Below are 25,076 nucleotides of genomic sequence, written 5' to 3' on the forward strand. Positions count from 1 at the left end.
GCCCCAGTTCAGGGGCGGCGTCGTGCGGAGGACTTGCGACAGACTGCGTGGAGATTACATGCGGCGGCGCGCGAGGACCGGCGCTGCCTGCTTGTGGCTGTGATCCGCCAGGCCGCCAGGCTGGTTGGCGGAGGGATTGGCAGCGATGCGGGCAGCCACCAGGCCAGACGTGGCGCCCTGGCCATTGCTGCTGGTCGTGACAAGGGGCTTGACCGCCAGCGGCGCAGCAGCGACCGGCATCAAGGCCGGTGCGTGGCGGCGACGGGCACGCCAGGCCGAAACGACCAGTGCATACACCCCGAGATACAGCGCAAAGCTGGCCAGCGCTCCCTGCACCAGCACCTCTGGGTCGCCCGCATAATTGACGGCCAGCGCCGCCGGCACCAGGGCGATACCCCACGAAACCGGCGAGACGAAGGCATTGCGCAGGGGTGGCGGCAGCATGCGCAGGTAGCGCGCCGTGATCGCCGTTTTGACTAGGCTATGCAGGTGCCAGCTGTCCGGATGGCCCGGATGGCGGCGGCACCAGAGGCGACGCATGATCGTAAACACCGTCTCAAAAACCGGGTAGGCGCAGGCCAGCAGCGGTGCCCAGGCCGACACCGACGGATTGCGGTAGACCAGCATCACGGACAACCAGGCCAGCAGGAAGCCAAGCAAATAGGCGCCGCCATCCCCAAGGAACAGCTTGCCTAATGGGAAATTGACGACGAAAAAGCCGGCGGTCACGGCGCAGATCACGAAGCACAACTGCGCCAGGTGAACGTCGCCAGCGCCCATGGCGATCAGGCCCAGCGTGCCCAGGCCAATGACGACCGTGCCGCTGGCCAGGCCATTGAAACCGTCGATGATATTGACGGCATTGGCCACGCCGCCAACGGCAAACGCGGTGAACAACACCGAGAACGGCAGCCAGCCGAGCATGCCGTCGAGCAGTGGCAAGCCCGTGTGCTGCAGGGTGACGCCCGTGAGGAACCAGCACACCACGCCACTGCCGATCGTGGCCAGCAGGCGGGTGCGGACGGAGACAGTGCGGGTCAGGTCTTCGGCCAGGCCAAAGACAAAGGCTGGCAGCGAGGCAATGAGAACGGGCAGCAGCAAATCGCGCTGTGCCTGCGGCAGGACGCTCAGCGCCAGCCAGAGGCCGGTCATGATGGCGGCGCCGCCGATACGTGGGGTTGGGGTGATATGGAATTTCTGCACGCCACGCGTTGCATCAAGCGAGTAGCGGCCGTGCCAGCGTGTGGTGAGCACGAGCAGGAGCGATACGATCAGCGATGTGGCGAAGCCGATTTCGAGGCCGGCTAATGGCAGGTTATAAATACTCATAGAACCACTTTGTTAACTCGTCAATTCTATCGCATTTCGGGTCATTTCTCCCCCAATCGTGTTGCTGCAGAGTTTCTCATGCAATTTCACTCATCATTAATAGTGATGTGCAAGCCCTTGATTGTGAACGACTTATTTGGTGATTTTAGGTACGTTGCGCTGCAACAATCAATAGTACAGATACTTCTCCTACCATTTCTCCACAAATTGTTACACTTTTCTCTAGTGATATTTAGATAGATTTATTTCTTGTTAATCAATTGGAGCGAATCATGGCGTGTCGATATTCAACCGCACGAGCGTTCTATTTGATCGTCATGTTATGTCTGGGCGCCCTGTATTCTGCACATTCAAATGCGCAACCTTCTGCATCGTCCGACCTGTCCGAAGCACGGGCGCGGCTGCAGGAAGCAGAAGCCCGGCAGGCAATCGCCGAAGCCGAGCGCGCCGAATTGCTGGCGCGCCTGCCGCTGGCGCAAACCAAAGCGCTGGGCGGCAGCGTCGATACGCGCGGTTTCGGCGCCGCCGGTCTGGCGCGTGCGTTCGACCTGACGCTCGAACTGGCAGCCGACGTCTGCCGGATGTTGCCGGCCGATCGCCTCGTCATCCTGTACGACCCGCTTGTCAGCCAGGGCATCGTGGTGGCACGCACCGTCGATGCCGCGCTGGTCCGCCAGGCGCAAGAGCTGGCCCTGCGCAACGCCGCGCTGCAACGCTACATCGAGGCCAGCACGCCAGCGGTCGCGCACCGGCGTAGCGCCCTGCTGCTGGCCTGGCTGAGCGCGCCGGCGATGATGCTGCGCGCCGGCGCCGACCTCGCTAGCCTGTTCAAGACCGACACCACGCTGGCCGGCACCGCCTACGGTGACGGCGCCCGCGCCCTGTTTGCCAGTGCCATGGCGCGTAGTTGCCCTGCCCGCCTGGCTGGCCTGAGCGGCGGCTATATGGGCGAACTCGACGTCACGCGCCATGCGGCGCTGCTGGAACGGGTGCGGCTGGTGGGGCTGGAACGCGCCACGCTCGCGCAGCACATCGATGCACTCGACGCACTGGCGGCCGGCGCCAAAGGCGAGCGCAAGAAAGAGCTCGCCGCTATTGCGGCCGCTGTGACGGTGCAGCTCAAGGCGGTCGACAGCTTTATCGACTCGCTGCGCGCGGGCGAAGCCAGCGACAAGAGCCCCTTGTTCACAACGGCGCGCTATCTCGGCCAGGCCGAACGCAGCGGCGGCGCACTGGTGCTCGATGTCGACCTGCGGCTCGAAGGCCTTGCCATACAGCGCGATCGCCTGTTCACGGGCGAGCACCTGGCCTTGTCCGGCGTGGCGTTTCTCTGGTACCGGCTGCATGAACCGGATGGGCGGCTGGTGCGCGCCGATGCGCTGCGCCGGATCAGCCGGCCGGTGCGCGTCGATCTGCGTGGCGTGCCAGATAATGACGGCTTCTGGGACGAACCCGGCGTCAAGTCCCCGCGGCCCTGAGCGTCTGCTCGATCGCCCCGAACAGCGATGCGCCCTTTTCGTCGAGCATCTCGATGCGCACCGTATCGCCAAAGCGCATGAACGGCGTGATCGCGTCGCCGCCAGCAGCCATCTCGATCCAGCGTGCCTCGGCAAGGCTGGCGTAGCCCGGCGTGTGGCGCCGGGTCGCCCGGTTCGACACGACGCCAGCGCCGACAATCGTCCCCGCCGTCACCGGCCGCGTCAGCGCCAGCGCCGACAGCAGCTGCGCAAAATTGAACGTCATGTCCTCGCCCGCCTCGAGCGTGCCGACCGGGTTGCCATTGAGGCGCACGCGCAGCGGCAGCGCGGCTTTCCCGGCCGCCCAGGCGTCGCCCAATTCGTCCGGCGTGACGGCCACTGGCGCAAACGCGGTGGCCGGTTTGGCCTGCAGGCCAAAGCCCGCCGCCAGTGTATCCGGCGCCAGGTTGCGCAGCGTGATGTCATTGGCCAGCAACAACAGGCGGATCTGGCCCAGCGCCGCGTCGGGCGTCGCGCCCTGGCGCAGATCGCCACTGACGATGGCCAGCTCGGCGCCAAAGTCGATGCCCCATTCTTCGCGCACCAGCACCAGATCCTGTGTGGGGCCGAGCAGCCCATCGGCTGCGCCCTGGCGCAGCTGCGGCGCGTCGCGCCATGCGGCCGGCAAGCTGCTGCCAAGGGCGCGCTGTTCCAGGTCGTGATGCTGCAGATAGGTGGCGCCGCACACGCGGGCGCTCGCGCGCGGCAATGGCGCCATGCAACGGGTGGGGTCGAAGTCGAACGCGCGGCGCGCTTTGGCGTCGCCCTTGCCATCGTTCAGTTGACGGTAGAGTGCATCGAGTTGCGGGGCAATGAAGACCCAGTCATCGAGCGCGGCGCGCAAGCTTGGCGCGATGCCGTCGGCAATGTGGGCAGTGGACAGGTCGCGCGACACCACGGCCAGTTGGCCGTCGCGGGTGCCGTCGTCGAGCGAGGCAAGTTTCATGGGCGGGCTCGAAGAATCAAGCCCGCCATTCTACGGTACGGCAGGTGTGAAACGATCAATACTTGACGATGACACCGACGCCCAGACTGCGCTGGAAGTAGTTGTAGTCGATCATGCTCTGGCCATAGCCGGCGAACGCATTGACATAGCCCTTGATCGGGCCGACCAATGGGAAGGCCCAGCCGACCTGCACTGCACCCTTGTCGGTGCTGAAGTTACGGCGCACGAGGGCCGAGACTTCATGGCCACTACCCATGCGGTAATTACCGGCCAGTTCGAAGCGACCCATGTAATCGGTGATGTCCGGGTTGTTGTCGTCTTCCAGCGATTCATTGACGCGCTTCCAGAGCTTGGCGGTCATGGTCAGCGGACCACGTTCCAGGCCGACCTGGGCGTAGTAGCGGTTCCAGCTGCGCGACAGGCTCGACGACTGACCGTTCGACTGGTGCACGAAGCCCAGGTTCAGGAAGCGCACATTGATGCCGGCCAGCGCGAAGTCCAGTGGCATGACAGCCATGATCTCCGGCTGGTAATTGGTTTCGCGGAACGGGCTCGATGCCTTGTGGTTGGCCGCTTGCCAGAACGAATTCTGGGTGTAGCCGAACCAGACGTCGATCGGTTGCTCGAACAGGGTCTCGACCAGTTTCATCTTCACGCTGAGCTGGAATTCCAGTTCGGCCTTCGACAAGCCTTCGGCATCCGGATCGGTCGCCAGGAAGTCCGCATACGGCGCTTCGTTCGGGCGGTGGGTGCGGGTGGCGATCAGGTAGTTCGGGTGGTGCGGACGGAACTTGAACGCGCCGCGCTTGTCACGTGGATCGAGTTCCCAATGGCTGCTCAGCGTGTATTCAGCGGCGGCCTGGACGGTTGGATCGACGGTGGCGGTGTGGTCGACGGCGCTGTTCAGCGGTGCGTCGAACGCGCTCTGGGCGGCCACGGCCGGTGCGACGACCGGGGTCGATGCGGTGCTCGCGGCAGCGGCGCTGCCGGTGCTCGCAACGCGGTCGAAGCAGGCGAGGCGCTGGGCGCTGTCGAGGATCGGGGTGCATTCGGCCAGGGTGGCCGGCTGGCTCTGTGCCATGACTGGCAGCGCCAGCAGCAATGGAATCAGGGCGAGGGAATGGGAGAGGCGCGGTCGGTATGCGTACATGGTTATTTTTCTGGAAAATTCATTCGTGCGACAACCGGTACCCGGACGCCGTCGAAACGGAGTGTCGCGGAAATCGGCTGACTATGTCGCACGAATATTGTGGTTAAGCATGTTCCGTTGTGAAATTTCCACAACAGCATGCGGATGTGGTATGTCAGGCGGGCACGAGCAAATCCAGCTGTGCCTGGTCGAGGAAGCACCACTCGCCTTCTTCGAGTCCCAGCGCGGCCAGCGTCAAGCCGCCGATCTGGGCCCGGTGCAGCGCGCTGCAATGATTCTCGGCAGCGGCCAGCATGCGCTTGACCTGGTGGTATTTGCCCTGCTCCAGCACGATCTCGATCAATTGTTCGCCCAGCTTGACGCACGACACCGCCTTCAATGGCGCCGGCTCATCGTGCAGCTGCACGCCAGCGAGCAGCCTGGCGACGAGTTCCTCGGTCACGGGCTCGGCCGTCGTGGCGTGGTACACCTTGGGCACGTGGCGCTTGGGCGAGCTTTGCGCGTGGATGAACGGGCCGTCATCCGACATCAGGAGCAGACCGGTCGTGTCATGATCGAGTCGGCCGACCGGCTGCACATCGCGCCAGGTGAATTGCTCTGGCAATAGGGTCAGCACGCCAGGATGGTGGCTCGGCTTGCGCGAGCATTCGAAGTTGGCCGGCTTGTACAGCGCGATATAGACGTGCTCGCGGTACGCCCACTCTTCATCGAACACGGTCAGCACCAGACCGTCCGTTTCGAAGGTGGCCTTGAAGTTATCGGCAACCTCGCCATTGATGGTGACGTCGCCATCCTCGATCAGGGCGCGGCAGTACTTGCGGGTGCCGAATCCCTGCGATTGCAGGATGCGGTCTAGGGACAATTTACTCATGGGGCGAGACTTTACCAGAAGCGGTCCGGCGCGGACAGACTGACAATTAGAGCAATGTTTTTTAGTCAACATGCATGCCGCGATTCATTTGAGCAGCGTCAAGTCTGCAGAAATTCTTATTGATAGACTTCAACATGTTAGGAATCCGCCTAACGACCGTGATGGTTGTTTGCCATACATCAAGGTGCAATTCCGTCAGAGAACAGGACTGAACGTGAACGATGATCTCGATCCCTGCTACGAAAAGCTGTCCCCGCATGAAGTGCATTGCGCGCGCCAGCGCCTTGCACGAGCCCATGCGGCGCTTTTTCCCACGCTGATGGCATTGTCGCGCTGGAGCAGCGGCGCCCGCCTGTTGCCACACGACGAACAGTTCCGGCTGCGTGCTGCGTGGTTTGCACGCGTCGGCGGTGACCATCAGGGCTGGCTCGAACGCGGCGGCTTTGCCCAGCATGACGATTTGCCACCCTTGCGCCAGCCCACCATGTGGCACCCGCCGCGCCTCGTGTCGCCCGTAACGCCCCATGCGGATGACAGCGTAACCGACCACTGCAGCGACAATGAACTGCACCACCCGTCACGCCGCACCGGCCGCGATGACGACGCCGCCAGTGCGGCAGCCTGACCTGATTCCTGCAACGCCCGTCACGGCAGCGCCAGCCGCACTCCCTGTCCACCAAAAAAAACACGGCAGCCTGGTCGGCAGACGTAGGGTGGGCGGCTGCGCCGCCCACGCGTTCAAACCAAGCGTGCTCCGTGATAAGCGAAGGTGCGTCGAACGCGTGGGCGGGAAAACCCGCCCACCCTACGTCCACGATCACGCCAGATCGGGCCCACCAAAAGAAAACGACGGCCTGAGCCGTCGTTTCCATTCCCGCTGCGCGCATGCACGCGCCCGGGACAGTCTTACCGCGAGGAATAAAAATTCTCTCGAAAACCGCACAGGAGTGCGGTCGCCAGCGTTCACCGTCCGGGATCAATGGGCAAGCAGCTTGACTGATCCACCGCAGCGTCGGCCACCGTTTCACTATAGCCGCATATTCTCTGGTTTCAAGGACAACATGCTCAGCGCAATTTGGGCACGGCGCTGTGATACGCCGCCCGGACGGCGCTTTCACCCACCGACGCCCCAAATTTCTTCAGCACCCGTTCCGGCAAGCCTTCGTGCGCCGTGTAATCGACGATGTCTTCGGCCTTGACGATGTCGCGCGCCACGGTGTCGACCGTGCCGAAGGCATCGGCCAGGCCCATGTCGATGGCGCGTGCACCGGTCCAGTACAGGCCCGAGAACGTCTCGGGCGTTTCTTTCAGGCGCTTGCCGCGCCCGGCGCGCACCACCGAGATGAATTGCTGGTGGATCTCATTGAGCATCTCCTGGGCATGTTCGCGGTGCTTTTCCGATTGCGGGCTGAACGGATCGAGAAACCCCTTGTTTTCGCCGGCCGTCAGCAGGCGGCGCTCGACACCCAGCTTTTCCATCGTGCCCGTAAAGCCGAAGCTGTCCATCAACACGCCGACCGAGCCGACGATCGAGGCCTTGTTGACGTAGATGCGGTCGGCGGCCGAGGCGATGTAGTAGCCGCCCGAGGCGCAGATCTCGTCGACCACGACGTACAGCGGTTTATCGGGATAGCCACGCTTGAGGCGCTGGATTTCGTCGACGATGATGCCGGCCTGGACCGGGCTGCCGCCCGGGCTGTCGATGCGCAGCACGACGGCGGCCGAGCCGGGATCGGAGAACGCCTTGTTCAGCGACGGGATCACGGTGTCGGCCGCGCCGCTGCCTTCGGCTTCGATTTCACCATTGATTTCGATCAGCGCCGTGTGGCGGCCGAGGTTTTCGGTGTCGCCGCTGGCGAAGTTGAAGTCGTAGTAGGCCCACAGGCCCAGCAGCGCCACGATCAGGAAGCCGAGCTTGAAGAAGATGCTCCAGCGGCGCGCAGAGCGGCGCTCCTGGACCGTGGCAAATACCAGTTTCTCGAGCGTGTCGCGCTCCCAGTTGCTCATCGTCGGATTCGACGCGAGCCGGCTGTCGCCAGGTTGGTCAATGCTCGTATGGTCACTCATAAAGTCGGAAGGTGGACGACGAAACGCCGTCCCCGCGCGTCACGCGCGGGGCTGTTCGTGCGGCAGTCAGTATATCTTGCCAGCGCCGTCGCGTACGGTCGGCAAGACCACCCGTACGCCACGGGCCGGCCGCTTCCCAGGCTTTAAGCGTGCTCGAGCAGCCAGTCATGCAGCTCCGGGATGTTCTTGGCAGAGAACAATGGCTGGCAGGCGTGAAGCTGACTGACCGGATGGGCGCCGAACTCGACCGCGATACCGGCGGCGCCGGCATTCGTGGCCATCAGCAGGTCGTGCGTCGTGTCACCGATCATCACCGTGCGTCGCAAATCCTGGCCGAGCTCGCGCGTCAGCTCCTGCAGCATCGCCGGATGCGGCTTGGAGAATGTCTCATCGGCGCAACGTGTGGCATCGAAGATCGACAGCAGCCCGGTCGCATTGAGCGCGCGGTTCAGACCAACCCGGCTCTTGCCAGTGGCGACGGCCAAAAAGTAGCCTTCGTTCGACAATGCATTGAGCATCTCGGGCACGCCCTTGAACAGCACCAGCTGGTGGTCCTTGGTCAGGAAATGGTGCCGGTAACGCTCGACCATGCGCGGATACAGCGCCGGCTGGATATCGGGCATCACCGCCTGCATCGCTTCGGCCAGGCCGAGGCCGATGACGTGCGCGGCCGACGAGTCGGTTGGCACCGGCAAGCCCAGGTCACGCGCCGCCGCCTGAATGCACTTGACGATGGCGGCGGTACTGTCCATCAAGGTGCCGTCCCAATCGAAGACGATCAGGTCGAATTGTTTTCTAGCCATAATTAGTGGCGGCAAGGCCGCCGGTCCCCTGTTGTTTTTTATTGGTGCGCGGTCGTGCTTGCGCGATTGGTTGCTCTGCGCCAGCCGGTGTTACACCGGGGCGCCCAGACTGGTCAGGAAGCGCTCGCACTCGGCCGGCATCGGCGCGCGCAAGGTCATGCGCTCTCCCGAATCCGGATGCGTGAACGTGATCTGGTGCGCATGCAAGAACATGCGCTTGAGCGCGCCACGGCTGTCGGTCGCCTTGTGCAATTGCTTGTTGAACGCGAAGTCACCGTACTTTTCGTCGCCCAGGATCGGGAAGCCCGACGAGGCCAGGTGAACCCGGATCTGGTGCGTGCGTCCTGTCTTGAGCTCGGCTTCAAGCAAGGCGAAATTGTGCCATTTTTTTAACAAACTGAAAATCGTGTGCGCTTCCTGACCACCGGCCTGGACCAGCACGCGCTTCTCGCCTTCGGCGCTCGTGTATTTATGCAGCGGCAAGCGGATGTGCTGGCGCTTGTTCACCCAGTCACCTTTCACGGCTGCATAGTAACGCTTGTCGGTCGTGCCTTCGCGCATCTGGTCATGCAGGTGCGTCAGCGCGCTGCGTTTCTTGCCAATCAACAAGAGGCCCGAGGTTTCGCGGTCGAGCCGGTGCACCAGCTCCAGAAACTTCGCTTGCGGGCGCGCCGCGCGCAACTGCTCGATCACGCCATACGATACGCCGGAGCCGCCGTGCACGGCCACGCCACAGGGCTTGTCGATCACCAGCAGATGCGCGTCTTCATAGACGACGGCAAATTCAGCGCCGGGCGCGGCGTGTTCGCTCGACTTTTCAGCGATGCGGATGGGTGGAATACGGACGGTGTCACCGGCAACCAGGCGGTACAACTGGTCGATGCGGCCCTTGTTGACACGGACTTCGCCGGAGCGAAGGATGCGGTAGATGTGGCTCTTTGGTACGCCTTTACAGACACGCAACAGGTAGTTGTCGATGCGCTGGCCGGCTTCTTCTTCGTCGATTGTCACGAACTGCGCTTGCAGTGCTGCGGGGGATGAAGGGGGGACACTATCGTTCTGCATTGCCATTCGGTCTGTCTTCCCAGAAATTCTCTCTAAGTCCTTCATTTTGAATATATAATCGACAGGCGGCGGTCAAACCTCTGCTGGTGTAAGAATTAAAATGAAATTTTACACTGGGGCACGCCCCATCGGCCCCGCCAAGTGCAAATTCGATGGAAAGAACGTGTACGCACATCCTTGCGCCAATCAAGGTTGCAACCGATTTGTAATCGGATTGCGCGCAATGATGCCGGATTGGATTGTCAGGATTCTTAAGGATAAGTACCAGCAAGCATCCTTAACAAAGTGCTTGCCGGTTGATGGTGTCGATAACGCTTGTCGTTTTCGCTGACCCCGCTGCTGCAGCATCCACACCGCTTGAGCAAGGCTGTCTCTTCGCCTCCAGGCCGGTCGGTTGCTGGCGCCCAGGGTCGGCTGGCTGTGGCACACCCTCCCTTGTTCGTTGCTGTGCCAACCCCAATGTGGTGGCAGGTAACGAACAAAAGTTGCGGCGTGTTTAGACAATGACGTTCGGCCCCACAGCGCCCCGTTGCGGCAGCGAAATTACTTTGCTGTACCGCACGCCCGGGCATACCCCCTCCTGTCACCCGTCCCCGCATACATCCCTGTAGCTGCGCCGCCCGTGAGGGCGGCCTTCACACGGCCCCCGGGTCACGGAGTACTAAAAATGAAACGCATGTTGTTTAACGCGACGCAGCAAGAAGAGCTGCGCGTCGCTATTGTCGATGGCCAGAAGCTGATCGACATCGATATCGAGACTGCCGGTCGCGAACAGCGCAAGTCGAATATCTACAAGGGTGTCATCACCCGCATCGAACCCTCCCTCGAAGCCTGCTTCGTCAGCTACGGCGAAGACCGCCACGGTTTCCTCCCCTTCAAAGAAGTCGCCCGCACGTATTTCCGTGAAGGTGTCGACGTGCGCAATTGCTCCATCAAGGAAGCGCTGCGCGAAGGCCAGGAAATCATGGTGCAGGTCGAAAAAGAAGAACGCGGCAACAAGGGCGCTGCCCTGACCTCGTTCATCTCGCTGGCCGGCCGCTACCTCGTCCTGATGCCGAACAACCCGCGCGGCGGTGGTGTATCGCGCCGCGTCGAAGGCGAAGAACGCCAGGAACTGCGCGAAACGATGGACAAGCTCGACCTGCCGCAAGGCATGTCGGTCATCGCCCGCACTGCCGGTATCGGCCGTAACGTCGAAGAACTGCAGTGGGACCTGAACTACCTGATGCAACTGTGGCGCGCGATCGAAGGCGCCGGCAAGTCGTCCAACGGCGCGTTCCTGATCTATCAGGAATCGTCGCTCGTCATCCGCGCGATCCGCGATTACTTCCAGCCGGACATCGGCGAAGTGCTGATCGACACCGACGAAATCTATGAGCAGGCGCAGCAGTTCATGAGCCACGTGATGCCCGACATGGCGCACCGCGTGAAGCGTTACAGCGACGACGTGCCGCTGTTCTCGCGTTTCCAGATCGAACACCAGATCGAAACCGCCTACGCGCGCACCGTGCCGCTGCCATCGGGCGGCGCCATCGTGATCGACCACACCGAAGCGCTGGTCTCGATCGACGTCAACTCGGCCCGCGCCACGCGCGGTTCGGACATCGAAACGACCGCCTTCAACACCAACTGCGAAGCAGCCGACGAAGTGGCGCGCCAGTTGCGCCTGCGCGATCTGGGCGGCCTGATCGTGATCGACTTCATCGACATGGAAGTGGCCAAGAACCAGCGCGAAGTCGAACAGCGCCTGAAGGACGCGCTACACCATGACCGCGCCCGCGTTCAGATGGGCAAGATTTCGCGCTTCGGCCTGATGGAACTGTCGCGCCAGCGCCTCCGTCCGTCGCTGTCGGAAGGCTCCCACGTGACCTGCCCGCGCTGCTCGGGCACCGGCCACATCCGCGATACCGAATCGTCGGCCCTGCAAGTCCTGCGCATCATCCAGGAAGAGGCCATGAAGGAAAATTCGGCCGCCATCCACGTGCAGGTACCCGTCGATGTCGCCGCCTTCCTGCTGAACGAAAAGCGTGGCGAAGTGCTCAAGATCGAGAACCGCCACCGCATCACCGTGATCCTGATCCCGAACAAGCATCTGGACACGCCGCATTACAAGCTCGAGCGCATCAAGCACGACGATCCGCGCCTCGAAGACGCACACGCCAGCTACGCGATGGCCGAGTCGGCCGATACCGACATGGCCTACGCGAAACGCCAGAAAGAAGAAGCCAAGCCACGCCAGGAAGCCGTCGTCAAGACGATCACCCCGGCCCAGCCTGCGCCGCTGGTCGACCGCAGCGAAGCGGCCAAGCCGGTCAAGCCCGCCGTCGCCCCTGCTGTTGCGGTGCCCGTGCCTGCGCCGGTGGAAGAAGAAGGCTTCTTCGCCAAGCTGCGCAACTTCTTCTTCGGCAAGCCAGAACCGAAAGGTGCCGCACCGGCTGTTCTGGTGGAAGTGCCTGTCGCCGCCCCTGCGCAGGCAGAGCGCGACCGCAACAACCGCACCAAGAATGGCCGCACCGGTGGCCGTCCAGCTGGCAAACCAGGCCGTGAACGCGAAGAGCGCGAGCCGGTTGCCAAGACCGCCGCACCGGGCGAAGAGCTGGCCAAGGGCCCGGACGCCGAAGCGCGCCCACCACGCCCGCCGCGTCCGCCACGTCCACCGCGCGAAGGCCGCGAGCCACGTGAACCACGCGACCCGGCCGATGCCGCGCCACGTGCCGAAGGCGCCGAGCGTCCGGAACGTGCCGAGCGTCCTGAACGCGGCGAGCGCAAAGAGCGCCAGCCACGTCAGCCGCGCGAGCGCACCGAGCGTACGGAACGCACCACCCAGGTCATCGAAGCCAAGCTCGATGAAATCAATGTCAGCCAGGTGGTGTCGAACACCACTGTCGCCGTGACCACCACCGGTCCGGAAGGCAGCCAGGAAGTCGTGCAGCAAGTCATCAAATCGGTGACCACGATCGGCCCGGATGGCGAAGAAGTCGAGATGGATGGCGACGAGCCACGCCGTCGTCGTCGTCGCGGTGGCCGTAACCGCAACCGTCGCGATCGTGACCAGATCGAAGGCGAAGGCGGCGAAGGCAGCGAAGACGCACCAGCGTTCGCGCCGGTCGCGGACGAAGAAGTGGCCAAGGTGGCAGCAGCCGCCCGCGCCGCCCGCGGCAAGCAGGCGCAGTCCGGTGCCCAGGCACCGTGGCCGTTCCCGACCTCGGCATCGATCGCTGCCAAGGATGATGCGGCGCACGCTGCAGTTGCATCTGCGGCAGCAGCAGCGGCTGCACCGGTGGTTGCGCAAGCGGCGCCGGTCGAGAGCACCATGTTCCCGACGTCGGCATCGATGGCGGCAACGACGGCTGAGGCAGCGCCTGCCAATGTTGAGCCGGTGAACTTCCCGACGGCAGCATCGATGGGCGCGCCGGCAGATGTTTCGGCACCAGCACCGGCATCGACCGAACCGGTCATGTTCCCGACGGCGGCGTCGGTGGCGGCTGAACATGTTGCTGAACCGGTCGTGGCCGAGGCTGCTCCTGCTCCTGCTCCTGCTCCTGCACCAGTGCCTTTCGAGCCGGCACCGGTGGTGGAAGTCGCCCCTGCGCCAGTGGTCGAGCCTGTGACCGCTGTGGCCGTTGAGCCAGCACCGGTTGCAGCACCGGAAGTAACCACGGCGCCTGCGCCAGTGGCTGCTACCCCTGCGCCAAAGCTGGATGACATGCTGGCCGAAGCGGGCCTGCAACTGGCCGCGACCGATCCTGAAAAGCTGCGCGCCGCCCAGGCCGCAGCAGCGCAGGCAGCCACGCCAGTGCGCGTTGGCCGTGCCCGCAAGCCGGTCGTCGTGCCGGTGGACGAGCCGCTGGTGCAGGTCGATACCAGCCGTCAGTAAGCACTAGGCAATAAGCCGTAGCGCACGTCGTTCCCGCGCAGGCGGGAACCCAAGTTCATTAGCGTTGCAATAACGCTGGCAACTTAGGTTCCCGCCTTCGCGGGAACGACGCATTTGGGCCGCATTACTCCCTCCAACGACACACCCTCGCCCGGCAGTATTCCCGGGCGCATGCTATCGTATTGGAATGGCTGAAAAAATCATCCTTATCAATGACCTGCGCTCATCGAAGCTACGGGTCCCGGCCGTGCCGGAAGCACCTACGGGCCTGCTGAGCGACGCGCTCGGCCGGCCGCTGCACGACTTGCGCATTTCCGTCACTGACCGCTGCAATTTCCGCTGCGTGTATTGCATGCCGAAGGAAGTGTTCGACAAGGATTATCAATACCTGCCGCACGGCGACCTGCTGTCGTTCGAAGAGATCACGCGCGTGGCGCGCCTGTTCGTTGCGCACGGCGTCGAAAAGCTGCGCCTGACGGGCGGCGAGCCGTTGCTGCGCAAGAATCTCGAACGCCTGGTGGGCATGCTGCGTGCGCTCCCTACCCCCAGTGGGCGCCCGCTCGACCTCACCTTGACGACCAACGGCTCGATCCTGGCGCGCAAGGCGCAAGCCTTGAAAGACGCTGGCCTGGACCGGGTCACGGTCTCGCTCGACGCGCTCGACGATGGCGTATTTCGCAGCATGAACGACGTCGACTTTTCGGTGGCAGATGTGCTGCACGGCATCGATACCGCGCATGCCGTGGGCCTGGGGCCGGTCAAGGTGAATATGGTGGTCAAGGGCGGCACCAACGTCGACCAGATCCTGCCAATGGCGCGCCACTTCAAGGGCTCGCCGACGATCCTGCGCTTCATCGAATTCATGGATGTGGGCGCGTCGAACGGCTGGGACATGCGCGACGTCGTGCCGTCGGGCGACGTAGTGCGCCGCATCTCGGCCGAGCTGCCGTTGGTACCAGTGGCCGCCAACTACAGCGGCGAGACTGCGTCGCGCTGGCGCTACCTCGATGGCGACGGCGAAATCGGCGTGATTTCCAGCGTCACGCAGGCGTTCTGCGGCGACTGCAGCCGTCTGCGCCTGTCGACCGAAGGCAAACTCTACACTTGCCTGTTCGCCACACGCGGCCACGATATGCGCGCGCTGCTGCGCGAAGGGCATGACGACCTGGCCCTGAGCGGCGCGATCGCGCAACTGTGGCGCGGCCGGGCCGACCGCTATTCCGAGACCCGCTCGGCAGAGACCGGCACGGGCCAGCTGGACGGGCCGCGCCGGGTTGAAATGTCCTATATCGGTGGTTAATTGACGATGCAAACAGGCTTGATCAGCGGGTTGGTTCTGGCGGGCGGGCGTGGCTCGCGCATGGGCAACGTGGACAAGGGCTTGCAGCCGTTTCGTTCCAGCACGATGGTTGAGCACGTGCTGGCGCGGCTGCGACCGCAGGTCGGGCCGCTGGCGATCAGCGCCAACCGCAATCTCGACACGTACCGCGCGTTTGGCGCGCCCGTGCTGACGGACGAGATGGCGGATTTTCCGGGTCCGCTGGCCGGGCTTGAAACGGGCTTGCGTCACTGCGCCACGCCGTATCTGCTGACGGTGCCGTGCGATTCGCCGTTCCTGCCGCTTGACCTGGCTGCACGCCTGTTCGCTGCGCTGCAGGAGCACGGTGCGGACGTGGCCTACGCCGCGACGCATGATGCAGGCGAGCGGGTCCAGTCGCATCCGGTGTTTTGCCTGGTGCGCGCTGACCGGCTGCCTTCGTTGTCGGCTTATCTCGCGGCAGGCGGTCGCAGCGTCGAGGGCTGGTTGCGCGACGTGAACGCCGTCGAAGTCGTGTTCGACGATGCCGACGCCTTCCGCAACATCAACACGCTCGACGAGCTGCGCGGACTCGAACAACCCGCCTTCCCTGCCAGCCTGGCCCAAGTGGCCAGCTGCATCAACGGCTATGATCCGGACGCGCTGCCGGTGCGCGACGCCCAGCGCATCATCCGCGAATTCGTCCAGCCGGTGCGCGCCGTCGAAATGGTGGCGCTGCGCGCAAGCCTGGGCCGCGTGCTGGCGCGCGACCTGGTCTCGCCGATCAACGTGCCGGCGCACGACAATTCGGCGATGGATGGCTACGCGCTGCGCGGCGCCGACCTGCCGCTAGACGGTGTGGCGACGTTCAAGGTGGTCGATATTGTCTATGCCGGCAAGCCGTCCGCTGTCGTACCCGGTCCCGGCGAATGCGTGCGCATCATGACGGGTGGCGTGATGCCGGCCGGTTGCGACAGCGTACTGCCGCAGGAATTCGCCGACAGCGGCGACGATGTCGCCATGACCGTGCGCGCCGGCGCCATCCGCGCCGGTGACAACCGCCGGCTGGCGGGCGAAGACCTGAACATCGGTAGCGCAGCCCTGAAGGCCGGCCGCATCATCCGGCCATCCGACCTGGGTCTGTGCGCATCGCTCGGCTTTGCCGAAATCCCCGTGCAACGGCGTCTGCGCGTGGCGTTCTTCTCCACCGGCGACGAGCTGCGCTCGATCGGCGAGCCGCTGGGCGAAGGCTGCGTGTATGACAGCAACCGCTACACGATCTACGGCATGCTCCAGCGCCTCGGCTGCGAGATCATCGACATGGGTGTCGTGCGCGACAGCCCGGAAGCGCTGGAAGACGCGCTGCGCACCGCCTGCGAAAACGCCGACGCGATCATCACGTCGGGCGGGGTTTCGGTCGGCGCGGCCGACTACACCAAACAGGTGATGGCGCACCTGGGCGACGTCACGTTCTGGAAAGTGGGCATGCGCCCGGGCCGCCCGCTGGCATTCGGGCGCGTCACATCGAACGGCCGCAGCGCCTTCCTGTTCGGCCTGCCGGGCAATCCGGTGGCCGTGATGGTGTCGTTCTACTTCTTCGCGCGCGACGCGCTGCTGCAGATGATGAGCGCCAACGCCCCACTGCCGCTGCTGCAAGCGCGCTCGTCCGAAGCAATCCGCAAGAAGCCAGGCCGCACCGAATACCAGCGCGGCATCATCACGCGCGGCGCCGACGGCACACCCGAAGTCCGCCTCACCGGCGCCCAAGGCTCAGGCATCCTGCGCTCAATGTCCGAAGCCAACTGCATGGTCGTCCTGCACGACGAGCAAGGCAGCGTCACCGCCGGCGACATGGTCGACATCCTGCCATTCGAAGGCCTGTTCTAACCCCCCAACGCAGCGCCACACCTGCCGCAATCACCAAATTCTTGCCCCCAGCCCCTTACAAAACAATTAGGGTCAGAGTCGAATTGTTTGACAACTTTGGGTAATTGCTCATTAATTCGACTCTGACCCTAATTAATTTTTTGCCAGTTTGGCAACAGAATCCCTTCATTCTGGAAATTGAATTCCCGCCGGAATCGAATACCGAATTTGGCAGCTAAAAACCCGCCAAAACAATCAGGGTCAGAGTCGAATTGTTTGACAACATTGGGTAATTGCCCATTAAGTCTACTCTGACCCTGATTGTTTTTGTGGCCTGGGGGGAAATTTTAGGGGTGCTGTCAGTCTTAGCGTTCCAGGCCGTCAGAGCCCAGGACTAATTGGGCGGCTTCGGTTGGGAGCGCTTCTACCGATTTGAGCTTGCGGGCCATCTGGCGGCTGCGCACTTCGGCGTTTTCGATGTTTTTGGCTGCGCGCTCCAGCGTCGTTTTGGTGGCGGCCAGCACGTCGCCGAATTTGGTGAATTCGGTTTTGACCGCGCCCAGCACCTGCCACACTTCGGATGAGCGTTTTTCCAGCGCCAGCGTGCGAAAACCCATTTGCAGGCTGTTGAGCAAAGCGCTCAGCGTCGACGGGCCGGCGATCGTCACGCGCAGCGTGCGCTGCAGGTCGTCGGCCAGGCCAGGGCGGCGCATTACTTCGGCGTACAGGCCCTCGGTCGGCAGGAACAGGATCGCGAAGTCCGTCGTCTGTGGCGGCGAGACGTATTTGTCGCAGATCGTTTGCGCCTCGCGTCGCACGGCCCGTTCCAGCTCGGCGCCGGCGCGGATGACGCCTTCGGCGTCCGCAATGTCGGCCGCGGCCTGCAGGCGCTCGTACTGCTCCTTCGGGAACTTGGCGTCGATCGGCAGCCACAATGGCGCGCCGCCGTCGACGGTGCCCGGCAGCTTGATCGCAAACTCCACCCGCGCGTTCGAGCCTGCCACCGTCTCGACGTTCTTCGCATACTGCTCGACCGTCAGCACCTGCTCGAGCAGCATCTCCAGCTGCACCTCGCCCCACGTGCCGCGCGTCTTCACGTTCGTGAGCACACGCTTGAGGTCACCCACGCCAATGGCCAGCTGCTGCATCTCGCCCAGGCCCTGGTGGACTTTTTCCAGCCGCTCGGACACCTGGCGGAACGATTCCGTTAGCCGCGTTTCCAGCGTGGCGTGCAGCTTTTCGTCGACCGTCTGGCGCATTTCTTCCAGGCGCTTGCCGTTGTCTGCCTGCAGGTCGCGGATCTTCGACTCGAGCGTGTTACGCACTTCGAGCATGCGCTGGGCGTTCGATTCGGTGAGGTTGCCCAGCGTTTGCTGCAGCGTGTCGGCAAAGCGCTTGAGCGCGCGCGCCTGCTCTTCGCGCCCACTGCTCGATTGCAGCTGCATCTGCTGCCGCATGCTGTCAAATTGCTGGACCGAGGCATTGTGATACTGGGCCAGGTGGCCGGCGGTTTCCTGGCGCGTCGATTGCGCGCTGACCTGCAGTTCCTGGCGCAGCTCGCGCTCGAGCCGTTCGATGTGCGCGCCGTTGCCGTCGCCGCTGCCGCGCAGGCGCAGCAAGACCAGCACCAGCAACGCGATGATGAGCGCGAGGCCCACCAGGATCAGGATTTCTGCTGTCGTCATCGTCTCAATCGGCCTTGTTGCGCATCCAGTCGGCGGTTTCGAAGAAGGACGTCAGCAGGCGCACCCGCAGCGCCTCGTCATAGCCCAGGTCTTCCATCGCCCACGCCATCGCGCGCAGCCATGCATCGCGCTCCCTGGTGCCGATCGCATACGGCAGGTGGCGCGCGCGCAGGCGCGGATGTCCATAGCGTTCGATATACAGGTCCGGGCCGCCCATCCATCCGGACAAGAACATGAACAGCTTGTCGCGCGAGCTGTCGTTGGGCACCGGGTGCATCACGTGGATGTTGGCGAACTCCGACTCGAGCTGCATCAGGTCATAGAAGCGGTCCACCAGCGCGCGTAGGCGCTCGGCGCCGCCCATGATCTCGTACAGCGTTGGCGTGTCGGCTTGCGTATCTTGCATGCTCACGCCTCCCGCAAGGTCTGCAGCGGCGGCTGACGCAGTACGCCGCGCAGGCCGAACCAGCCACCGATGATCGCGCACAGGATCCCGACCACCAGGCCAGCGAGCCACACGCCCGGCGCGAACGTCCACGGGAACTTGAACTGGTACGTCGCCAGCGCCCAGCCCAGCGCCGCAGCGCCCGTCGCTGCGAGCAGGCCTGACAGCCCGCCGACCAGCACGAACTCGATCCGCTGCGCCCGCGCCAGTTGCTGACGCGTTGCGCCCAGCGCCCGCAGCAGGCCGCCTTCACGCGTGCGCTCGGACGTCGATCCCATCAACGCCGCATACAGCACCAGCACGCCCGAGGCCAGCGTGAACAGGAACAGGAACTCGACCGCGACCACCACCTGGTCCAGCACGTCCTGCAACTGGCGGATGATGCCCGAGACGTCGACCACGGTCAGGTTCGGATACGCGCGCGTGAGCGCATTGCCCAGGTTCGCACCTTCAGCCGGCACGTGGAATGCCGTCATGTAGGTGGTCGGTGCATTGGCCATCGCGGCCGGATTGATGATGACGAAGAAGTTGGCGCGCATCGAGCCCCATTCGAGCTTGCGCACGCTGGTGATCTTCGCGTCCACCATCAGGCCCGCCATATCGAAGCGCAGGCTGTCGCCCAGCTTCAGGCCAAGGCGGTCCATGATGCTTTTCTCGACCGACGCTTCGGCCAGGCCAGGAGCATCCCTGAACCACGAGCCTTCGACGACCTCGTTCCCCTCCGGCAGCGCGTTGGTCGTCGACAGGTTGAATTCGCGGTTGGCCAGGCGGCGCGCCTCGCCGTCGGCAAAGGTGTCACTCTTGATGGCGGCGCCGTTGATCGCCGTGAGGCGCCCGCGGATCATCGGGAACAGCACCGGCTCCTTCACGTTGGCCGCCTGCAGCTGGTCTTCGACGCCCTCGGTCTGCTCGGGCAGGATGTTGATCACGAAGCGATTCGGCGCATCGGCCGGCGTGGCCGACTGCCAGGCGGCCATCAGGTCGCCCCGCACGACGGTCAGGAGCAGCAGCGCCATCAGGCCCAGCGACAGCGAGACCACCTGCACGACCGTGGCGCCGGGCCGGCGCTGCAGCGACGTGACGGCAAAGCGCCAGGCCTGTTGCGGGAACAGGTTGCGCATGCGGCGCAGCAGCTTGAGGCCCAGCCAGGCCACGAGCGCAAACACCGCGAAGCCGCCGAGGAAACCGCCGGCCGTGATCAGCGCCAGCGTCAGGTCGCCCGCCTGCCAGTAGAGCAGCAGGACGAACGCGCCCACGCCCAGGCCATAGGTCGCCAAAGCAGCCGGTTGCGGCGCGCCGGCTTCGCGCCGGATCACGCGGTTGTGCGGCACATTGCGTAACTGCAGAATCGGCGGCAGCGCAAAGCCCACCAGCAGCAGCATGCCCGTGGCCACGCCCTGCAGCGCCGGCAGGATCGACACGGGCGGCAGCTCAGTGCGGATCAGCGATGCAATCAGTTCGAGCAGCACGAAGTGCGCCCCAAAACCCACCAGCACACCGAGCACGCTACCCAGTAAGCCGACGAGGGCAAATTCAGTCACGTACATGACGGTGACCTGGTTCTGGGTCAAGCCCAGGCAGCGCAGCATCGCGCAGGCATCCAGGTGGCGGCTCATGAAGCGGCGCGCCGCCATCGCCACGGCCACTGCCGCCAGCATCGCCGACAGCAGGCCCACGAGCGACAAAAACAAGCCCGCGCGATCGAGCGTCGCGCGCATCTCCGGGCGCCCGTTTTCTAACGTCTCGATGCGCACGCCCTTGAGGTTGCCGTCGTTGATCTGCGCGCGCAGCCAGGTTTCGTAGGCTTTGATGGCCGTCAGGTCGTTGCGGTTGGTCGAGGCAATCTGCAGGCGGAAGTCCACGCGCGCGAAATCGTCCACCAGGCCCGTGGCCTTCAGATCGGCCATCGACAGCATCACGCGCGGCGCGAAGTTCGCGAACGACGCGCCTTTATCGGGCTCGGTGGCGATCAGCTGGGTGATGCGCAACTGGCTGTTGCCTAGCGTGAGCATGCCGCCCACCTGCGTCGACAGCTGCGCGAGCAGGCCAGGGTCGACCCATACGGTGCCGGGCGCCGGCACGTCGCGTGTCGGCTCGCCGCGCGCGCCGCTGGCCGCGACCGGGTCGGTCGTGATCTTCATCTGGCCACGCAGCGGGTAGCCTGTTGACACCGCCTTGATCGACGAGAGCTGCGCCAGCGACTCATCGCCCTCGCCTGCCTGCGCCATGCTCGGGAAAGTCACGGTGTCGGCCAGCAGCAGGCCGCGCCGCGCCGCTTCATCGCGCCAGGCCTGGGGCACCGGATCATCGGTCTTGACCAGCAGGTCAGCGCCCAGCAGCTGGTGCGCGTCGCGGTCCATGCCGGCGCGCATACGGTCAGTGAAGAAGCCGACCGACGTGAGCGCCGCCACGGCGACGATCAGCGCCACCAGCAGGAAGCGCAGTTCACCGGCGCGCCAGTCGCGCGCCGTCATGCGAAGTGCCTGGACGAACATGGCGTCGCTCCGTGGTTGGATTAGGCGGTGGCGAAAAAGTCGTCGACTTCGGCCAGGAACGCGCGCTTGCGCTCCGGATCGATGAAGGCGGCCTGGAAGCTGTTGCGCGCCAGTTGCCGCGCGTGCGTCGCATCCAGCGGCAAGGCATCAAAAGCGGCGAAGTAGTTTTCGTTGACGTAGCCGCCGAAATAGGCCGGATCGTCCGAGTTGACCGTGACGGCCAGGCCGGCACCCAGCAAGGTGCGCAGATTGTGCGAACCCATGACGTCGAACACGCGCAGCTTGATGTTCGACAGCGGGCACACGGTCAGCGCCATCTGCTCGCGCACCAGACGCTCGACCAGCGCCGGGCTTTCCAGGCTGCGCACGCCGTGGTCGATACGCTCGACCTTGAGCACGTCGAGCGCGCTTTCGATATAGGCCGGCGGGCCTTCTTCGCCCGCATGCGCGACCAGGCGCAGGCCCAGGTTGCGGGCGCGCTCGAACACACGCGCGAACTTCTCGGGCGGGTGACCGACTTCGGATGAATCCAGGCCCACGCCGATGAACTTGTCGCGGTACGGCAGCGACTCGTCCAGCGTGGCGATTGCATCGTCTTCCGACAGGTGGCGCAGGAAGCACATGATCAGTTCAGCGCTCAGCGGCGCATCCTGGCACGCGCGCCAGATGCCGTTGATGACGGTCTCGAACGGCACGCCGCGCGCGGTGTGCGTTTGCGGGTCGAAGAAGATTTCGGTGTGGCGGACATTGTCGGCATGGGCGCGCGCCAGGTAGGCGGCGGTCATGTCATAAAAGTCCTGCTCGGTCAGCAACACGCTGGCACCCGCATAATAAATGTCGAGGAACGATTGCAGGTCGCTGAAAGCGTAGGCATCGCGCAACGCTTCGACCGAGGCATAGGCCAGCTGGACGTTATTTCTTTGTGCCAGAGCAAAAATCAGTTCTGGCTCGAGCGAGCCCTCGATATGGATGTGCAGTTCAGCCTTGGGCATGTTCTGCAGCAGGGTGCGCAAGCGATCGTCTAGCATGGTGTTCTCCAACAGGTGTTCAGTGAATAAGGTCGCGCGTTAAGGCGACCGGGAAGTGTAACGCATGCGTGCAATCGGCTCATGCCATAGCGAAAAAGCCTGGATTCATCACCTACCGCGCACGATGCGCGTGTACCACCTGTTGTACCGTTGACGAAAACTCGCTACGCTTTGCATGACGCCCCGCACGCACACGCAGCGCAGGCAAAAACCGAACTTTTTATTGTTAAATCAAGCACTTGTTACCACTTCATCATGTCGTGCAACACGACTTTGACTTCGGAAACTATTAGGGACATAATAAATTTCAGTAACGCAAAAAAGACGCTCTCCATACTGCGGTTAGTTCGATATTTCCGGATCGACAACAAGCAATCGCACGCGCACCATCCACGACGCCGACCACACTGGCGCCGCACGTGACGACCGAACAAGGAGTACGCCAAAAATAACCGGGCCCCCGGGCAGCGCCATGCGCTGCTGTGACAGTGATTCGTTGTTGGCACATTAAAGGAAATTCAATGAGCATCTTTGAAAATTACACGGCCCGCTATGAGCGTACTCGCGAAGAGGAATACTCGATGTCCGAGTTCCTGCAGATGTGCAAGCGTGACCCGCTGACGTATGCCAGCGCACCGGAGCGCATGCTCGCCGCCATTGGCGAACCCACGCTGGTCGATACCCGTCTCGATTCGCGCATGTCGCGCATCTTCGCCAACAAGGTCATCAAGATCTATCCGGCGTTCCGCGAGTTTTATGGCATGGAAGAAGTGATCGAACAGGTCGTTTCGTATTTCCGCCACGCGGCGCAGGGCCTGGAAGAACGCAAACAGATCCTTTATTTGCTAGGCCCGGTGGGTGGCGGCAAATCGTCGATTGCCGAAAAACTCAAGAGCCTGATGGAGCTGGTGCCCTTTTATGCGATCAAGGGTTCGCCCGTCAACGAGTCGCCCCTGGGCTTGTTCAGCGAAGACGAAGACGGCAAGATCCTCGAAGAAGATTACGGCATTCCCCGCCGCTATCTGCGCGCGGTGCCGAGTCCCTGGGCCGTCAAGCGCCTGCACGAATTCGGCGGCGACATCAACAAGTTCCGCGTCGTGCGGCGCTATCCGTCGATCCTCAAGCAGGTCGCCATTTCCAAGACCGAACCGGGCGACGAAAACAACCAGGATATCTCGTCCCTCGTCGGCAAGGTCGACATCCGCAAGCTCGAGGATTTTTCGCAGGACGATCCGGACGCCTACAGCTATTCGGGCGGCCTGTGCCTGGCCAATCAGGGCCTGATGGAATTCGTCGAGATGTTCAAGGCGCCGATCAAGGTGCTGCACCCGCTACTCACGGCCACGCAGGAAGGCAATTACAAGGGCACCGAAGGCTTTGGCGCGATTCCGTTCGACGGCATCGTGCTGGCGCACTCGAATGAGTCCGAATGGAAGACCTTCCGCAACAACCGCAATAACGAGGCATTCCTCGACCGCATCTATATTGTCAAGGTACCGTATTGCCTGCGGGTGTCGGACGAAGTGAAGATCTACGACAAGCTGCTGCGCAATTCGTCGCTCGACAAAGCGCCCTGCGCCCCTGGCACCCTGCGCATGATGTCGCAGTTTGCCGTGCTCTCGCGCCTGAAGGATCCCGACAATTCCAGCATCTATTCCAAGATGCTCGTGTATGACGGCGACAACCTGAAAGACACCGACCCCAAAGCCAAGTCGCTGCACGAATATGTCGATTACGCGGGCGTGGACGAAGGCATGAACGGCCTGTCGACCCGCTTTGCTTTCAAGATTCTGTCGAAGGTGTTCAATTTCGACAATACCGAAGTGGCGGCCAATCCGGTGCACCTGCTGTACGTACTCGAGCAGCAGATCGAACGCGAGCAATTCCCGCCCGAGACCGAGCAGCGCTACCTGTCATATATCAAGGAACACCTGGCGCAGCGCTACGTCGACTTCATCGGCAAGGAGATTCAAACGGCCTACCTGGAAAGCTATTCCGAGTATGGGCAGAACATCTTCGACCGCTACGTCACGTTTGCCGACTTCTGGATCCAGGACCAGGAATTTCGCGATCCCGATACCGGCGAGAGTTTCGACCGCGAGTCGCTCAACGCCGAACTGGAAAAAATCGAGAAGCCGGCCGGGATTTCGAATCCGAAGGATTTCCGCAACGAGATCGTCAACTTCAGCCTGCGCGCGCGCGCCACCAATGCCGGCAAAAATCCCGCCTGGACCAGTTATGAAAAGTTCCGCAGCGTGATCGAGAAGAAAATGTTCTCGAATACCGAGGAACTCCTGCCGGTGATTTCATTCAATGCAAAGGCAAATACCGAGGATGCGAACAAGCATGCCGATTTCGTGGCGCGCATGGTCGAGAAAGGCTATACGCCGAAGCAGGTGCGGTTGTTGTGCGAGTGGTATCTGCGCGTGCGCAAATCGTCATAAGCAACAGCGCATGAGCAACGGGGCATGAGTGACAGCGCATGAGTGACAGCGTTGTCGGCTGGCCGCAGGCCGCCCGCCGGCAACGTCCCGCGCTGTGCGTGCGTCGCACGTCCGTTCACGTAGCGTATTAAGATAAGGGCGCTGCTGTTGAAAAGGCAGCGCCACAGCGCCAACGGCGTGTCCAACACGCC

General features: G+C 63.2%; 17 protein-coding genes. 6 read left to right on the forward strand and 11 right to left on the reverse strand.

Translation table 11 applies throughout. The features are described 5' to 3' along the window. Positions 1-54: 54 nt before the first annotated feature. Positions 55-1,329, reverse strand: coding sequence for an MraY family glycosyltransferase (locus HD842_RS16325; protein WP_183555778.1), 1,275 nt, complete (start codon positions 1,327-1,329; stop codon positions 55-57). Between the two features lie 317 nt (positions 1,330-1,646). On the opposite strand from HD842_RS16325, the gene HD842_RS16330 reads away from it, so the two are divergent. After that, the gene (locus tag HD842_RS16330) at positions 1,647-2,807 is read left to right on the forward strand and encodes a hypothetical protein (protein ID WP_183555950.1); all 1,161 of its coding nucleotides are present in this window, start codon (positions 1,647-1,649) and stop codon (positions 2,805-2,807) included. Here the strand turns inward: HD842_RS16330 and HD842_RS16335 are convergent. From HD842_RS16335 to HD842_RS16345, 3 genes are all read right to left on the reverse strand, one after another. Beyond that, positions 2,788-3,792: a fumarylacetoacetate hydrolase family protein gene (locus HD842_RS16335; RefSeq protein ID WP_183555779.1), complete on the reverse strand. Its 1,005-nt coding sequence runs from the start codon at positions 3,790-3,792 to the stop codon at positions 2,788-2,790. The two genes, HD842_RS16330 and HD842_RS16335, sit on opposite strands and share 20 nt — an antisense overlap. A gap of 55 nt (positions 3,793-3,847) precedes the next feature. Then, positions 3,848-4,942, reverse strand: a complete 1,095-nt coding sequence (locus HD842_RS16340) for a phospholipase A (RefSeq protein ID WP_183555780.1) — start codon at positions 4,940-4,942, stop codon at positions 3,848-3,850. A gap of 154 nt (positions 4,943-5,096) precedes the next feature. Next, positions 5,097-5,813 carry a pseudouridine synthase gene (locus tag HD842_RS16345; RefSeq protein ID WP_183555781.1) on the reverse strand — a complete coding sequence of 239 codons (717 nt, stop codon included), beginning with the start codon at positions 5,811-5,813 and terminating at the stop codon, positions 5,097-5,099. A 214-nt stretch (positions 5,814-6,027) separates the two neighbouring features. Between HD842_RS16345 and HD842_RS16350 the strand changes: the two genes are divergently transcribed. Continuing rightward, the gene (locus tag HD842_RS16350) at positions 6,028-6,438 is read left to right on the forward strand and encodes a hypothetical protein (RefSeq protein WP_183555782.1); all 411 of its coding nucleotides are present in this window, start codon (positions 6,028-6,030) and stop codon (positions 6,436-6,438) included. A gap of 440 nt (positions 6,439-6,878) precedes the next feature. Here HD842_RS16350 and HD842_RS16355 read toward each other — a convergent pair whose 3' ends face one another. The 3 genes from HD842_RS16355 to HD842_RS16365 form a co-directional block, all read right to left on the reverse strand. Beyond that, the gene (locus HD842_RS16355) at positions 6,879-7,880 is read right to left on the reverse strand and encodes a S49 family peptidase (RefSeq protein ID WP_183555783.1); all 1,002 of its coding nucleotides are present in this window, start codon (positions 7,878-7,880) and stop codon (positions 6,879-6,881) included. Between the two features lie 143 nt (positions 7,881-8,023). Then, a complete protein-coding gene (locus HD842_RS16360) occupies positions 8,024-8,683 on the reverse strand; it encodes an HAD-IA family hydrolase (protein ID WP_183555784.1) in 660 nt (219 codons plus the stop codon). A gap of 90 nt (positions 8,684-8,773) precedes the next feature. Further along, positions 8,774-9,754 carry an RluA family pseudouridine synthase gene (locus HD842_RS16365; protein ID WP_183555785.1) on the reverse strand — a complete coding sequence of 327 codons (981 nt, stop codon included), beginning with the start codon at positions 9,752-9,754 and terminating at the stop codon, positions 8,774-8,776. Positions 9,755-10,415: 661 nt separating this feature from the next. On the opposite strand from HD842_RS16365, the gene HD842_RS16370 reads away from it, so the two are divergent. The 3 genes from HD842_RS16370 (at position 10,416) to moeA (ending at position 16,809) form a co-directional block, all read left to right on the forward strand. Further along, on the forward strand, positions 10,416-13,625 hold the full coding sequence (locus HD842_RS16370; RefSeq protein WP_183555786.1) for an Rne/Rng family ribonuclease: 3,210 nt from the start codon (positions 10,416-10,418) through the stop codon (positions 13,623-13,625). Positions 13,626-13,812: 187 nt separating this feature from the next. Then, positions 13,813-14,925 carry a GTP 3',8-cyclase MoaA gene (gene moaA, locus HD842_RS16375; protein ID WP_183555787.1) on the forward strand — a complete coding sequence of 371 codons (1,113 nt, stop codon included), beginning with the start codon at positions 13,813-13,815 and terminating at the stop codon, positions 14,923-14,925. A gap of 6 nt (positions 14,926-14,931) precedes the next feature. After that, a complete protein-coding gene (moeA, locus tag HD842_RS16380; protein ID WP_183555788.1) occupies positions 14,932-16,809 on the forward strand; it encodes a molybdopterin molybdotransferase MoeA in 1,878 nt (625 codons plus the stop codon). A 344-nt stretch (positions 16,810-17,153) separates the two neighbouring features. On the opposite strand, the gene rmuC is transcribed toward moeA, so the two are convergent. Genes rmuC through HD842_RS16400 form a run of 4 tightly spaced genes read right to left on the reverse strand, consistent with a single transcriptional unit; the run spans position 17,154 to position 22,441 of the window. Next, the gene (rmuC, locus tag HD842_RS16385; RefSeq protein WP_183555789.1) at positions 17,154-18,473 is read right to left on the reverse strand and encodes a DNA recombination protein RmuC; all 1,320 of its coding nucleotides are present in this window, start codon (positions 18,471-18,473) and stop codon (positions 17,154-17,156) included. Positions 18,474-18,477: 4 nt separating this feature from the next. Further along, positions 18,478-18,879: a group II truncated hemoglobin gene (locus HD842_RS16390; RefSeq protein WP_183555790.1), complete on the reverse strand. Its 402-nt coding sequence runs from the start codon at positions 18,877-18,879 to the stop codon at positions 18,478-18,480. Positions 18,880-18,881: 2 nt separating this feature from the next. Then, the gene (locus HD842_RS16395; protein WP_183555791.1) at positions 18,882-21,413 is read right to left on the reverse strand and encodes an ABC transporter permease; all 2,532 of its coding nucleotides are present in this window, start codon (positions 21,411-21,413) and stop codon (positions 18,882-18,884) included. A gap of 20 nt (positions 21,414-21,433) precedes the next feature. Beyond that, positions 21,434-22,441 carry an adenosine deaminase gene (locus HD842_RS16400; protein WP_183555792.1) on the reverse strand — a complete coding sequence of 336 codons (1,008 nt, stop codon included), beginning with the start codon at positions 22,439-22,441 and terminating at the stop codon, positions 21,434-21,436. 521 nt (positions 22,442-22,962) lie between these two features. Between HD842_RS16400 and HD842_RS16405 the strand changes: the two genes are divergently transcribed. Continuing rightward, positions 22,963-24,885 carry a PrkA family serine protein kinase gene (locus HD842_RS16405; RefSeq protein WP_183555793.1) on the forward strand — a complete coding sequence of 641 codons (1,923 nt, stop codon included), beginning with the start codon at positions 22,963-22,965 and terminating at the stop codon, positions 24,883-24,885. The last annotated feature ends 191 nt before the right edge of the window (positions 24,886-25,076 follow it).

The organism is Massilia aurea (genome assembly GCF_014200505.1).
Taxonomy (GTDB): domain Bacteria; phylum Pseudomonadota; class Gammaproteobacteria; order Burkholderiales; family Burkholderiaceae_D; genus Telluria; species Telluria aurea_B.

Excerpts from the sequence above, each read along its gene's own strand:
- HD842_RS16325 (WP_183555778.1), bottom strand. The coding sequence starts at position 1,329 with ATGAGTATTTATAACCTGCCATTAGCCGGCCTCGAAATCGGCTTCGCC.
- HD842_RS16330 (WP_183555950.1), top strand. The coding sequence starts at position 1,647 with ATGTTATGTCTGGGCGCCCTGTATTCTGCACATTCAAATGCGCAACCT.
- HD842_RS16335 (WP_183555779.1), bottom strand. The coding sequence starts at position 3,792 with ATGAAACTTGCCTCGCTCGACGACGGCACCCGCGACGGCCAACTGGCC.
- HD842_RS16340 (WP_183555780.1), bottom strand. The coding sequence starts at position 4,942 with ATGTACGCATACCGACCGCGCCTCTCCCATTCCCTCGCCCTGATTCCA.
- HD842_RS16345 (WP_183555781.1), bottom strand. The coding sequence starts at position 5,813 with ATGAGTAAATTGTCCCTAGACCGCATCCTGCAATCGCAGGGATTCGGC.
- HD842_RS16355 (WP_183555783.1), bottom strand. The coding sequence starts at position 7,880 with ATGAGTGACCATACGAGCATTGACCAACCTGGCGACAGCCGGCTCGCG.
- HD842_RS16360 (WP_183555784.1), bottom strand. The coding sequence starts at position 8,683 with ATGGCTAGAAAACAATTCGACCTGATCGTCTTCGATTGGGACGGCACC.
- HD842_RS16365 (WP_183555785.1), bottom strand. The coding sequence starts at position 9,754 with ATGGCAATGCAGAACGATAGTGTCCCCCCTTCATCCCCCGCAGCACTG.
- HD842_RS16370 (WP_183555786.1), top strand. The coding sequence starts at position 10,416 with ATGAAACGCATGTTGTTTAACGCGACGCAGCAAGAAGAGCTGCGCGTC.
- moaA (WP_183555787.1), top strand. The coding sequence starts at position 13,813 with ATGGCTGAAAAAATCATCCTTATCAATGACCTGCGCTCATCGAAGCTA.
- moeA (WP_183555788.1), top strand. The coding sequence starts at position 14,932 with ATGCAAACAGGCTTGATCAGCGGGTTGGTTCTGGCGGGCGGGCGTGGC.
- rmuC (WP_183555789.1), bottom strand. The coding sequence starts at position 18,473 with ATGACGACAGCAGAAATCCTGATCCTGGTGGGCCTCGCGCTCATCATC.
- HD842_RS16390 (WP_183555790.1), bottom strand. The coding sequence starts at position 18,879 with ATGCAAGATACGCAAGCCGACACGCCAACGCTGTACGAGATCATGGGC.
- HD842_RS16395 (WP_183555791.1), bottom strand. The coding sequence starts at position 21,413 with ATGTTCGTCCAGGCACTTCGCATGACGGCGCGCGACTGGCGCGCCGGT.
- HD842_RS16400 (WP_183555792.1), bottom strand. The coding sequence starts at position 22,441 with ATGCTAGACGATCGCTTGCGCACCCTGCTGCAGAACATGCCCAAGGCT.
- HD842_RS16405 (WP_183555793.1), top strand. The coding sequence starts at position 22,963 with ATGAGCATCTTTGAAAATTACACGGCCCGCTATGAGCGTACTCGCGAA.